Annotated in this window: 8 protein-coding genes; all 8 read left to right on the top strand. The window is 44.7% G+C overall.

The window, feature by feature from the left end; translation table 11 throughout:
- The first annotated feature begins 266 nt into the window (after positions 1–266).
- The 8 genes from AC37HE_RS04910 to AC37HE_RS04945 all read left to right on the top strand — a co-directional run bounded on the left by AC37HE_RS04910 (position 267) and on the right by AC37HE_RS04945 (position 12,726).
- A complete protein-coding gene (locus AC37HE_RS04910) occupies positions 267–1,709 on the top strand; it encodes an alpha-L-fucosidase (RefSeq protein WP_500781669.1) in 1,443 nt (480 codons plus the stop codon).
- A 24-nt stretch (positions 1,710–1,733) separates the two neighbouring features.
- Positions 1,734–3,188: an alpha-L-fucosidase gene (locus tag AC37HE_RS04915; RefSeq protein WP_500781670.1), complete on the top strand. Its 1,455-nt coding sequence runs from the start codon at positions 1,734–1,736 to the stop codon at positions 3,186–3,188.
- 25 nt (positions 3,189–3,213) lie between these two features.
- Positions 3,214–5,067, top strand: a complete 1,854-nt coding sequence (locus tag AC37HE_RS04920) for a beta-galactosidase (RefSeq protein WP_500781671.1) — start codon at positions 3,214–3,216, stop codon at positions 5,065–5,067.
- Positions 5,068–5,077: 10 nt separating this feature from the next.
- Positions 5,078–6,187, top strand: coding sequence for a carbohydrate-binding family 9-like protein (locus AC37HE_RS04925; RefSeq protein WP_500781672.1), 1,110 nt, complete (start codon positions 5,078–5,080; stop codon positions 6,185–6,187).
- Positions 6,188–6,193: 6 nt separating this feature from the next.
- Complete coding sequence (locus tag AC37HE_RS04930; RefSeq protein WP_500781673.1) at positions 6,194–7,261, top strand: family 10 glycosylhydrolase; 1,068 nt, start codon at positions 6,194–6,196, stop codon at positions 7,259–7,261.
- Between the two features lie 41 nt (positions 7,262–7,302).
- A complete protein-coding gene (locus AC37HE_RS04935; RefSeq protein ID WP_500781674.1) occupies positions 7,303–9,525 on the top strand; it encodes a GH92 family glycosyl hydrolase in 2,223 nt (740 codons plus the stop codon).
- Positions 9,526–9,557: 32 nt separating this feature from the next.
- A complete protein-coding gene (locus AC37HE_RS04940; RefSeq protein WP_500781675.1) occupies positions 9,558–10,448 on the top strand; it encodes an ROK family protein in 891 nt (296 codons plus the stop codon).
- 118 nt (positions 10,449–10,566) lie between these two features.
- The gene (locus AC37HE_RS04945) at positions 10,567–12,726 is read left to right on the top strand and encodes a glycoside hydrolase family 3 N-terminal domain-containing protein (RefSeq protein WP_500781676.1); all 2,160 of its coding nucleotides are present in this window, start codon (positions 10,567–10,569) and stop codon (positions 12,724–12,726) included.
- Positions 12,727–13,060 lie beyond the last annotated feature (334 nt).

Here is a 13,060-nt window from a genome sequence, read left to right on the forward strand (position 1 = left end):
GAAGGAAAGCCAAAAACAATCAACAACAAACAAATAAAGTAGTAACGGCAACATTTCAATTCTACCAAAAAGCAACAAAAGAACAGCAAAATACTTAAATTGATTGCATATCAAGCCAATTTATTACACTAAGACAATCTTAAGAAATTAAAAAAAAAATGATTTTTAATCAAAAATGTGTGCGCAAACATTATATTTGTGGTATTAAGAATTTATCCAATAGAAAAGAGTGTATAAATCCAGTTGTCAATTAATGATATAGTCCTATGAAAAAGATCCTTTTATTCGCTTTATTTACAATGGGTATCCTTTCAGGAACTCAGGCACAGGAACTAGGCATCCACCCTCAGTCGCACGAATATGACTGGCCAAAAGACCAAAAGGTTTTGGAAAAGTTGGATCAATGGCAAGATCTGAAATTCGGAATGATCATTCACTGGGGACTTTATGCTGTTCCTGGAATTATCGAATCCTGGGAACTCTGCTCTGAAGACTGGATCAACCGCCCCGACAGTATGACTTACTGCCAATTCAAAAAGTGGTACTGGGGACTGAAAGATCAATTCAACCCGGTTAAGTTCGATCCCGACCAATGGGCTCAAGCCGCTTCCGATGCCGGTATGAAATACCTGGTGTTTACGACCAAGCACCATGACGGCTTCAACATGTTCGACACACACCAAACAGATTATAAAATAACGAACGGCCCGTTTGCCAGTAATCCAAAAGCCAATGTTACCAAATACATTTTCGAAGCTTTTCGCAAAAAAGGATTCTGGATCGGGGCTTACTATTCAAAGCCCGACTGGCACAACCAGGATTTCTGGTGGGACAAATATGCCACTCCAAACCGCAATGTGAACTACGATATCCGCAAATTCCCCAAGAAGTGGGATAACTTTAAGACCTTTGCCTACAACCAGATCAGCGAGTTAATGCACGATTACGGCAAAGTAGATATTTTGTGGTTAGATGGCGGTTGGGTACGTCCGAAAGAGACCGTAAATGACGAAGTGATTTCGTGGGGAGCTCCAATTCCAGACTGGGATCAGCAAATTGATATGCCGAAGATTGCGAAAATGGCTCGTGAAGCACAACCAGGTTTGCTAATTGTTGATCGCACAGTTCACGGCCCGTATGAAAACTATCAAACCCCGGAACGCACGATTCCGGACAAACAACTTCCCTACCCTTGGGAAAGCTGTATCACCCTGGGCAATAACTGGGGCTACGTACCACACGAACATTATAAAACACCGGCTACCGTGATCCACGATTTAGCAGAGATTGTTGCAAAAGGCGGAGCTCTTTTACTTGGCATCGGTCCAAAGCCTGACGGCACACTGGATCCTGAAGCTGTAAAACTGATGAAAGAAATCGGCTCATGGATGAATACAAACGGTAAAGCTATTTACCAAACACGTAATACGCCGGAATATCAAAGTGGCAATGTTTATTTCACAGCCAGCAAAGATGCCAAAACCACTTATGCCATTGCCTGCATCGACGAGAAATCAGATGTACCCTCAACTGTAAAGTGGAAAGGAAATATCCCAGCCAAAGGAACTAAAATGACTTTGCTTTCGGCCAATAAAACTGTTAAGTGGAAAGTCGTAAACGATGAAGTTGTTGTTTCAATTCCTTCTTCATTTCGTTCAAAAAACCCAAACTATCCAGCTTTGAGTTTCGAATTCAAATCGGGTAAATAATCCAATTGAAAGCAACAGAGCACCATGAAAAAAGCAATTCTAAATAGTTTAAGCATTCTTTTCCTGGCATTGAGCATCAGCTCCTGCCAAACAAAAGTTCCACCTCCGGCAGCTGTAGGACCTGTTCCGGATGCACGCCAACTGGCCTGGCACAACATGGAGATGAATGCTTTCATTCATTTTACAATTAACACCTTCACGGATAAAGAATGGGGATACGGAGACGAATCTCCCGAGCTTTTTAATCCAACAAACTTTAATGCAGAACAGTGGGTTTCTGTATTGAAGGACGCCGGATTCAAGGGAGTAATCCTGACCTGTAAACACCACGATGGCTTCTGCCTTTGGCCGTCGAAATATACTGACCATGATATTGCTGCAAGTCCGTTTGAGGACGGCAAAGGCGACATCGTAAAAGCAGTTTCAGATGCCTGTCACAAATTTGGCTTGAAATTCGGAGTCTACATGTCTCCATGGGACAGAAATCGTGCTGACTACGGACAACCATCCTATGTACAATACTACCGCAACCAACTGAAAGAATTGTTCACCAACTACGGCCCTGTTTTCGAAATGTGGTTCGATGGTGCAAACGGCGGCGACGGTTACTACGGGGGTGCAAAAGAAACGCGCAAAATCGACCGTAAAACCTACTACGACTGGCCGACAACACTGAAAATGGTACACGAAATTCAGCCTCAGGTCTTGTTCTTCAGTGACGGCGGACCTGATTTACGCTGGGTAGGAAACGAACAAGGCCACGTAAATTCAACGAACTGGAACACAATTACCACAGATACATTATACGCCGGTAAATCAGGCATTGAAAATTTGCTGGGAACCGGAGAGAGCAACGGAAAAGAATGGTGTCCGGCTGAAGTTGACATCTCTATTCGTCCGGGATGGTTCTACCACAAATCGGAAGATGACAAAGTAAAAACACCCGAAGAACTTTTCTCCATTTATATGCAATCTGTCGGACGCGGCTCAACCATGCTGTTGAATATCCCTCCTGATCGCAGAGGTTTGTTCCACGAAAACGATGTGGCCTCCTTGCAAGGATTTCACAAATTGCTGCAAGAGCGCTTTGGTACCGACTTAGCCAAAGGAGCAACAATTACAGCAAGCGCTACTCGTGGCGATGCTGCCGAGTATGCTGCCTCTAATGTGCTGGATGGAAATTCAGAAACCTATTGGGCAACCGACGACAGTATCAAAAGCGCCAGCCTTGAGATTGAACTGCCGGAGCCTAAGGAGATTAACTACCTACAAATTGGCGAATATATCAAGCTGGGACAACGTGTAAAAGCATTCAATGTAGAAGTTATGATCGACGATGCCTGGGTGAATGTTGCCGAAGAAACAACAATCGGTTACAAACGTATTTTAGCCATTGACCCGGTTAAAACTTCGAAAGTCAGAATCAACATTGAAGATGCAAAAGCATGCCCTGTAATTTCGAAGGTAAGCCTTTATTAATTCCGACCAAAAGAGCTACAAGAACATGAAAACAATTTCAATTATAGTCATTTTACTTTTAAACCTGTTGTCCATAAACGGTTTTTCGCAATCCAACGGATTCTCCATCGCTGATGGGGAGTTCCGTCAGGATGGCAAAGTAATTCAAATTCACTCGGGAGAAATGCATTATCCCCGTGTTCCCAAAGAATACTGGAGACAACGCTTTCAGATGATGAAAGCGATGGGATTGAACACTGTAGCCACCTATGTTTTTTGGAACTACCACGAAACTGCTCCCGGTGTATGGGACTTCAAAACCGGTAATAAAAATTTAGCAGAATATATTAAAACCGCCGGAGAAGAAGGCTTGTACGTTATTCTTCGTCCGGGACCTTATGTCTGTGCCGAATGGGAGTTTGGAGGCTATCCCTGGTGGTTGCAAAACAACCCCGATTTGAAAATACGCACGAACAACGAAGCTTTTCTCGATTCGTGCAAAACATACCTTCAACACTTGCATACCGCCGTTGACGGACTGTTTGCCAGCCAAGGAGGTCCAATCATTATGGTGCAAGCGGAAAATGAGTTTGGCTCTTACGTTGCTCAACGCACCGATATACCTGCCGAAGAGCACCAGGCATACAAAATGGCCATCTACAAGATGCTGAAAGAAACCGGTTTCCCCGAACCGTTCTTCACCTCTGACGGCAGTTGGTTATTCGACGGCGGAGCCATCGAAGGTGTATTGCCAACAGCGAATGGCGAAGGCAATGTCAACAACCTGAAAAAGGCGGTCGACCAACATCACAACAACCAGGGACCTTACATGGTCGCCGAGTTCTACCCCGGATGGTTAGATCATTGGGCAGAGCCCTTTGTGACCATTGGTGCCGACAACATTGCCAAGCAAACAAAAACCTACCTCGAGAACGGGGTTAGCTTCAACTTTTATATGGTTCACGGAGGCACCAATTTTGCGTTCACCTCAGGAGCCAATTATAACGAAGAACACGATATTCAACCCGATATTACCAGTTACGATTACGATGCTCCAATTTCGGAAGCAGGCTGGGCAACTCCTAAATACATGGCTATTCGCGAATTGATGCAGCAGTATTCGAAAACAAAATTGCCTGAAATCCCGAAACAAATTCCGGTAATCGCTTACCCTGCTCAAAAAGTTACCGCCAGAATGGACGTGCTAAGTTGGTTGAAAAAGCAAAAGCCAGTGGTGAACGATACCCCTCAAACTTTTGAAAAATTGGGACAAGGTTATGGTTATGTGCTCTATCGCAAACGTTTTACTCAACCAGTTTCAGGAACGTTGAAAATTGATGGTTTGCGCGACTACGCTGTGGTTTATGTGAATGGTAAAAAAGTCGGCGAGCTTAACCGGGTATTTAATAACTACGAAATGTCGGTGAATATCCCCTTCAACGGTATGCTTGAAATTTTGGTTGAGAACATGGGACGCATCAACTACGGAGCGGAAATTGTGCACAACAAAAAAGGTATCATCTCGCCTGTTCTTCTGAACGGTTTTGAAATAACCGGCAACTGGGAAATGTACGGTATGCCAATGGATAAATGTCCGGAAGTAAAAGCAGCATCAGTGAAGGATGGTCGTCCGGTGATTTACGAATCAACATTCAAACTGAATAAAATAGCCGACACCTTTCTCGACATGAGTAAATGGGGCAAGGGAATCGTATTTGTAAACGGACATAATATTGGCCGCTACTGGAAAGTTGGTCCACAGCAAACCTTGTATGTTCCGGGATGCTGGCTGAATAAAGGCGAAAACAAGATTGTGATTTTTGAACAGCTAAACGAACAAGCGCAAACTGAAATCACGTTCACGGACAAGCCTGTATTGGAAAATGTCAACCTTGATTAAGAAAACGCATATGCATAAAGCACTTCCATATACTTTTGTTTTAACACTGGCACTTTGGGCAACAAGTTGTGCTGCCCAATCGCCGTGGACAAAATACGAACAGCTCTTTTTGCCGGTAAAGAATTACGTTGTGTACCAAGCTGGTGAAAAAATAGATATAGACGGGAGAGCCGATGAAAGCTCATGGGGTAAAGCGGAATGGTCGGAAGACTATGTAGACATTGAAGGAGACAGAATGCCTGCACCGCTTTATCGCACCCGTATGAAAATGCTTTGGGACCAGGAGAATTTATACATTCTGGCAGAGCTTGAGGAGCCCAACATTTGGAGCTACTACGACAAACGTGATATGGTTGTGTTTCATGAAAACGACTTCGAAGTTTTTGTCGATCCGGATGGTGATGGCCAAAACTATTTCGAATATGAAGTCAATGCATTGAATAACCTGTTCGATTTATTTCTGCCTAAAGCTTATCGATCAGGCGGGAAAGCACTCATCAGTTATAACTCGCTGAATTTTAAAAGTGCTGTTACGATCGACGGTACACTGAACGATCCAACGAATACCGATAAAAAATGGACTGTAGAGATGAAGATTCCCTTTGCGGACTTGGTTATGTGGGGCGACCCCTTCCCTCCTTCCAATGGTGATCAATGGCGAATCAACTTTTCACGCGTTAATTGGCAAACCGAAGCCAAGGACGGTAAGTACATCAAGAAAACGAACCCGGCAACCGGTAAAAATTACCCGGAATACAACTGGGTGTGGAGTGCACCGGGAATTATCAGTATGCATGCTCCCGAACGCTATGGGCTTGTTCAATTTTCGACAAATAAAGCCGGCGACGATCCGGTTGCCTTCAAGCTCCCCGGTGATCAGCATTTACGCGATTGCTGCTGGTTAGTGTTCTACTATGAGCAGGCTTATCACGCCAAAAATAAAACCTATGCAACAACATTGAAAGAACTTGGCCTACCCAACACCCTGGAGAGAAACGGCCAAAGCTTTCAAGTTAAATTATCAGCTACCCCAAGTCAATTTACAGTCTTTGTAAGCTCACCCGAAAATCAAACATACGCGGTTAACAACGATGGTTTGATCCAGGCCATCCAAAAATAAGAAGGTATGAATAAAAGAGATTTTTTAAAGACAAGTTTACTGGCCGGTGCAGGAATGATTGCTGCCAAATGCTCACCGACGCGTACAGCGGTTCTGGCATCTGCCCCGAGTTACAAACATTGGGTATGGGAAAATCCGAATAAAAAGGAAGACGAAAAGTCTCTTCTAACAAAATATCAAAAATATTACGCAGCCGGTATCCGTGGCATGTTCTTCGAAGAAGATAGCGAAATACATTTCCGGAAAGCAAAAGAAGCAGGACTGGAAGCTCACCGCTGGATGTGGACGATGAACCGCAACGAAAAGGATTTGCGGGATCAACATCCCGATTGGTTCGCCGTAAGCCGCAATGGTGAGTCCTGCGCAACAAATCCACCTTACGTCCAATATTATCGTTGGTTGTGTCCGTCGAAAAAGGAAACTCAAGACTACCTTCAGGATCGGGTGAGTGAGATTCTGGAGAAAGATTATGTTGATGGTATTCACCTGGATTATGTGCGCTATTGCGATGTGATTTTACCGGTTGACCTATGGAAAAACTATGGCATTGTACAACACCAGGAATTACCCGAATACGATTTCTGTTATTGCGATACCTGCCGCACAAAATTTAAAGAAATGCACGGCATTGATCCGCTGGAAATTGAATACCCCGATCAAAGTCTGTCGTGGCGTAACTACCGTTACGATCGCATTACAAACATTGTGAACCAATTGTCAGCTATCGCTCATCAAAAAAATAAAAAGATTACGGCAGCTGTATTTCCAACACCGGAAGTAGCCCGCCGCAATGTTCGTCAGGACTGGACGAACTGGAATCTGGATGGCGTTTGTCCAATGATTTATCACGGTTTTTATCGCGAACAGGTTGGTTGGATTGGCGATGCTGTGAAAGAAGGAGTCCACTGTCTTAACAGCCGGTTCCCTCTTTATTCAGGCTTATTCCTGCCAAACTTTAAGAATATGGATGAGTTGAAATCCGGAATCCAATATGCACTGAACAATGGTGCCGGAGGAGTATCACTTTTTGGCCAGGTAACCGATGAAGTTCTGGATGTTTTAAGTCAATTCTAAGGATAGAAATAATAAAAATTCAAACGAAATAAGATATAGCTATGAAAGACGTATTAAAGAAATTTGTTCTGGCTGCCTGCTCGCTTGCTGTTTTAGCTTCGTGCAGCACCCAGCCGGTAAAAAAAGAACAGGCAGCTGCTGACCTGACGAAATATGTCGATCCGTACATTGGAACAGGCTTCCACGGTCACGTATTTTTAGGTGCCAATGTTCCCTTTGGAGCAGTTCAGTTAGGCCCGTCAAACATCACCCAGGGCTGGGATTGGTGTTCCGGATACCATTATTCCGATTCAACGCTGATTGGCTTTGCCCACACGCACCTTAGCGGAACAGGGATCGGCGATCTGGGCGACATTGTATTTATGCCGGTTACCGGCGATTATAAAATCCAATTGGGAACACCGGAGAAACCGGAAGATGGCTACATGGCCTTTTACAAACATTCGGATGAAACCGTAAAACCGGGTTACTATGCGGTTAATATTGATCGCTACAAAGTGAAAGCTGAGCTAACAGCTACCGAACGTGTTGGTTTTCACCGTTACGAATTTCAGCCAAATGCTGATGCACACATCATTGTAAACCTGGTTCGTGGTATTGGTTGGGATGCACCCGTTGAAGGTCACCTGGAACAAGTGAACGACACCTTGATTACCGGTTACCGCTTATCAAAAGGATGGGCTAAAGATCAGCGCATCTATTTTGCAGCCGTATTCTCTCATCCGTTGAAAGGATTGAAACTGTACAATGATGATAAAGAGGCAACAAAAGGGACCGCAGTAAAGCTCAAAGCCGATTTAGACTTTGGAAGTTTAGCTAAAGGTGAAATTGAAGCGAAAGTAGCCATCTCCCCTGTTAGTACTGCCAACGCTCTGGAAAACTTAAAAGCTGAAGCTCCGGCCTGGAATTTCGACCAGGTTGTCGCAGATGCTCATGCAAAATGGAACAAAGAACTATCGAAAGTAACAGCAAAATCATCTGATCCTGCTGTACTCACCAAGTTCTATACAGCACTTTATCACACCATGATTGCACCTTCAGTTTTCCAGGATGTGAATGGCGATTACCGCGGTGCCGACGGTAAAACACATAACGACAAATCATTTACCAACTACACCACTTTCTCGTTGTGGGATACCTATCGGGCTGCAGATCCGCTGTATACCATTATCGAACCAGAACGTGTAAACGACTTTGTGAATACCATGTTGCACATCTACGAGCAGCAAGGTGAATTACCGGTATGGCACCTGATGGGTAACGAAACATACTGTATGGTGGGATATCCGGCCGTTCCTGTAGTTGTTGATGCTTACCGAAAAGGTTTTAAAGGTTTCGATGCCAACCTGGCCTGGAAGGCTGTTAAAAACACCGCAATGGGCGACGGTCGTGGTTTGGACCTGTTGAAAAAATACGGTTATATGCCGGCAAACAGCGATGTTGAAACAGTTGCCAAAGGATTGGAATATGCCATAGCTGATGCATCGATTTCCTTGATGGCTAAAGATATGGGAAAAACAGAAGATGCTGCCTATTTCAAGAAACGTGGTGAGAACTACAAATACTACTTCGACAAATCAGTGGGCTTTATGCGTGGCCGTGTATCGGATACCGAGTGGCGTACTCCGTTCGATCCGTTCCGTGCCAAACACCGTGCCGATGATTTCTGCGAAGGAAACTCATGGCAATATACCTGGTTAGTTCCTCAGGATGTTCAGGGCTTAGTTGATTTAATGGGAGGTAAAGATAAATTCCTGGCTAAACTCGACGAATTCTTCGTTGCAAAAGGTGATATGGGTAATGCCGCTTCAAACGACATTACCGGCTTAATTGGCCAGTATGCACACGGTAACGAACCAAGTCATCACATTACTTATCTTTACGCACTCGAAGGTCAGCCGGAAAAGACAGCCAAGCTGGTGCGCAAAATCATGTCTGAGTTTTACACCACTAAGCCCAATGGTTTAATTGGTAACGAAGACGTAGGTCAAATGTCAGCTTGGTATGTTTTGTCAGCTATGGGCTTCTACCAGGTTAACCCGGCCGACGGCAAATATGTTTTTGGCAGCCCTGATTTGGATGAAGCAGTCATCAACCTTCCGAAAGGAAAAACATTCACCATTAAGGCTGAAAACAACAGCCCTGAGAATATCTATATCAAATCGAAAACCTTGAATGGTCTACCATACGATAAGCCATATATCTCTTACCAGGATATTATGGCAGGAGGTGAATTGGTACTTGAAATGAGTGCTCAGAAGTAATAAATGAGAATATAGACTTAAAGAAATTAAATATGTTGTCTGAGAAAATAATAGGGATTGATATTGGCGGTACTAAAATTGGCATTGGCCTTTTGGTAAACGGCAAGATTATGCAATTTGTGAAGTTGGATACACCTGCCGACGGCACTAAGGAAGAAGTGATGCAGCAGATTGTAAAAGGAGTTGAAAGTTTGGAAGGTTACGAAGATGCTATCGGTATTGGCATTGGAGCACCTGGATTGATTAATGAGGAAGAAGGCGTTATTTTCTCCGTAACCAACATTCCATCATGGCGTGAGGTACATCTGAAAAGCTACCTTGAAGATCACTTCAGAAAGCCGGTTTACATCACCAACGATGCGAACTGTTTTGCTATTGGTGTGAAAATTTACGGTGAAGGTCAATCCTTTAAAAATGTGATTTGCCTGGCACTGGGTACCGGCGTTGGAGCCGGTGTGGTAATCGATGGTTATCTGTACTCAGGATCTGTAGCCGGAGCCGGCGAAGTAGGCGGTCTCCCCTACCTGGATGCTGACTTTGAAACTTACTGCAGTGGTAAGTTCTTCAAACAAGTGAACAAGGTAGATGGTCAAACCGTGTACGAGAAAGCTAAACAAAACGATCCGGAAGCGTTGAAGCTATTTGCCGAGTTTGGTCACCACGTGGGTAACCTTATTAAAACAACCATCTTCATGCTGGCTCCCGAAGCAGTTATTGTTGGCGGTTCGGTAAGTAACTCGTACGAATTCTGGAAAGATTCGATGATGGAGACAGTGCAAACATTCCCATACAAAAAGGTGATTGAAAACTTCAAAGTGATGAAAACCGACTTGAATGATATCGCCGTAGTTGGAGCAGCTGCACTTTTCAAAAACCGTTACGAACAAGATCAGGCTAAAGCTTTGACAAGCAAAGCTGTCTAAGATATTTGAAAGTAATAACCTAAGCCATTTTATTCCATAAGAATGTGTTTGCCGGATTCGTTCGGCAGCACATTTTTACGTTTAAGCTTATCCTTTTAAACTCCGAGCTTCTTCGAATATGAAAAAGATACTTCAAATAACACTTATCGCAGTTAGTCTGTGCTTTTCAGGAAACATTAGTTATGGCCAGCAACAGGATTTCAGAAATACCAAGCTGAATATTGACCAGCGGGTAGCGGCACTGCTGGGGCAACTCACCCTGAAAGAAAAGATTGAACTTTTGGGCTTTAACAACGACGGAGTAGAGCGCCTGGGCATTCACAAATACAACTGGTGGAACGAAGGCTTACACGGTGTAGCCCGCGCGGGTGAAGCAACTGTTTTCCCACAGGCCATCGCTATGGCTGCCACCTTCAATGATTCGCTTGTACACAAGGTCGCCGATGTGATCTCAACCGAAGCACGAGCCAAGTACAACCTGGCAGTCGCACGTGGAAACAGGGAGCAATATATGGGAATCACCCTTTGGTCTCCCAATATTAACATCTTCCGTGATCCGCGCTGGGGCCGCGGACAAGAAACCTATGGCGAAGATCCGTACCTGACTTCCCGTATGGGCGTCGCCTTCATTAAGGGTATTCAGGGCGATGATCCGCACTATCTGAAAGCATCGGCCTGTGCCAAGCACTTTGTAGCACACAGCGGCCCGGAATACAGCCGTCACACCTTCAACTCAATCGTTGATGATAAAGATTTACACGAAACCTACCTCGTGGCTTTTAAAGCAGCGTCCGATGCCGGCGTTGAATCCATCATGACCGGTTATAACCGACTGAATGGCGAACCGGCTTGTATTAGCCCTTACCTGCTTCAAAAAACACTGAAAAACGAATGGGGCTTCAAAGGACATGTGGTAACCGATTGCGGAGCTTTGGAAGATATTTGGCTGCGACATAAGGTCCGTCCAAACTCGGTTGTAGTAACAGCCGAGGCAATAAAAGAAGGGATTAACCTGGACTGCTCTAACATGTTACAGAACGACGCCATGAAAGCCATTGATCAGGGATTGATTAACGAAGCTGATATCGACAAGGCTTTGGCCCCAAATCTGAAGACACAGTTTAAACTGGGCTTTTTCGATCCGCAGGATCAGGTTCCTTTTCATACACTGGGCGCTGCTGATGTGCATTCAAAAGCACACATAAACCTGGCTCGCCAGGTTGCCGACGAAAGCATGGTACTCATCAAAAACGACAAAAAGCTTCTTCCGCTCGATATCAACCAGTATAACAGTATCCTGGTAACCGGAGCCAACTCGGGGAGCCTCGATGCACTGGTTGCCAACTACCACGGTATTTCATCGGAGCTGGTCACTTTTGCCGAAGGAATTACCAAAGCTGCCGGTCCGGCTGTTGCCGTTCAGTACGACCTGGGATGCAACGACACCGACACCACTCATTTTGGCGGAATCTGGGCATCGGGCTTAAGCGACCTGACCATCGTAGTAATCGGTTTAACGCCGGTTCGTGAAGGTGAAGAAGGCGACGCGTTCCTTGCAGAACATGGTGGAGACAAAGCCAACCTGCAAATTCCGGCAGCACACCTGGCATTTCTAAAAAAATTGCGCGCATCCAACAACAAGCCTATCGTTACCGTGGTTACAGGTGGTAGTGCTGTAGATCTGTCGGAAATTGAAGCCTACTCCGATGCTGTTGTTTTTGCCTGGTATCCCGGAGAACAAGGCGGAAATGCTTTAGCCGATATTCTATTTGGAAAGGTATCACCTTCGGGACGTTTACCCATCACTTTCTACAAGTCGTTCGACCAGCTACCCGACTACGAAAGCTATGCCATGGAAGGCCGAACCTACCGCTATTTTAAAGGCGATGTGCAGTATCCCTTTGGCTATGGGTTGAGCTATGTAGATTTCGACTACAGCTGGAAGCAAGCGCCGGCAAAGAAATACAAAACAGGTGATAAAATCAGCATCTCTGTCGAGGTGAAAAACACTGGTAAGATGGATGCCAAAGAAGTTGTTCCGGTATTTATCAGCTACCCGGATCTGGATCGCATGCCGATTAAAGAACTCAAGCAATTCACTAAAAAAGAAATTGCGGCAGGCGGTAGTCAAATCATCAGCTTTGAGATTCCCGTATGGGATTTGGCGAAGTGGGACGAACATTGCCAGGACTGGACCGTCTATCCAGGCAATTACGAAATACAAGTTGGCGGCGATGCTAAAACTGCTCGCTTAAGTGCCAAATTCACCATCAAGTAACTAATTGCGAGAATAACGTTTCATTTTTTATACTTAGATTTTAAGCCGGTTTGAAGTACGCTTCAGATCGGCTTTTTTGAGTTTCAAGTTTCGAGTTCCAAGTTGCGAGTTGCGAGTTGCGGTCATAGTTACCCTTTTATAGGTCAGAGGCTGTTGCTGGTTGCTTGTTGCTTGTTGCTCATTACTCATTACTCGTTTCTCTTCTCTAAATCGCTAACCGGCAATCAATAATCGTTTCGAGTTTCGAGTTTCAAGTTCCAAGTTTCAAGTTGCGGTCATAGTTACCCTTTTATAGGTCAGAGGCTGTTGCTGGTTGCTGGTCACTCAATCGTTA

The sequence above is a fragment of the Mangrovibacterium sp. genome (genome assembly GCF_059905295.1).

Coding starts and splice junctions, on each gene's coding strand:
- AC37HE_RS04910 (WP_500781669.1), top strand. CDS start 267: ATGAAAAAGATCCTTTTATTCGCTTTATTTACAATGGGTATCCTTTCA.
- AC37HE_RS04915 (WP_500781670.1), top strand. CDS start 1,734: ATGAAAAAAGCAATTCTAAATAGTTTAAGCATTCTTTTCCTGGCATTG.
- AC37HE_RS04920 (WP_500781671.1), top strand. CDS start 3,214: ATGAAAACAATTTCAATTATAGTCATTTTACTTTTAAACCTGTTGTCC.
- AC37HE_RS04925 (WP_500781672.1), top strand. CDS start 5,078: ATGCATAAAGCACTTCCATATACTTTTGTTTTAACACTGGCACTTTGG.
- AC37HE_RS04930 (WP_500781673.1), top strand. CDS start 6,194: ATGAATAAAAGAGATTTTTTAAAGACAAGTTTACTGGCCGGTGCAGGA.
- AC37HE_RS04935 (WP_500781674.1), top strand. CDS start 7,303: ATGAAAGACGTATTAAAGAAATTTGTTCTGGCTGCCTGCTCGCTTGCT.
- AC37HE_RS04940 (WP_500781675.1), top strand. CDS start 9,558: ATGTTGTCTGAGAAAATAATAGGGATTGATATTGGCGGTACTAAAATT.
- AC37HE_RS04945 (WP_500781676.1), top strand. CDS start 10,567: ATGAAAAAGATACTTCAAATAACACTTATCGCAGTTAGTCTGTGCTTT.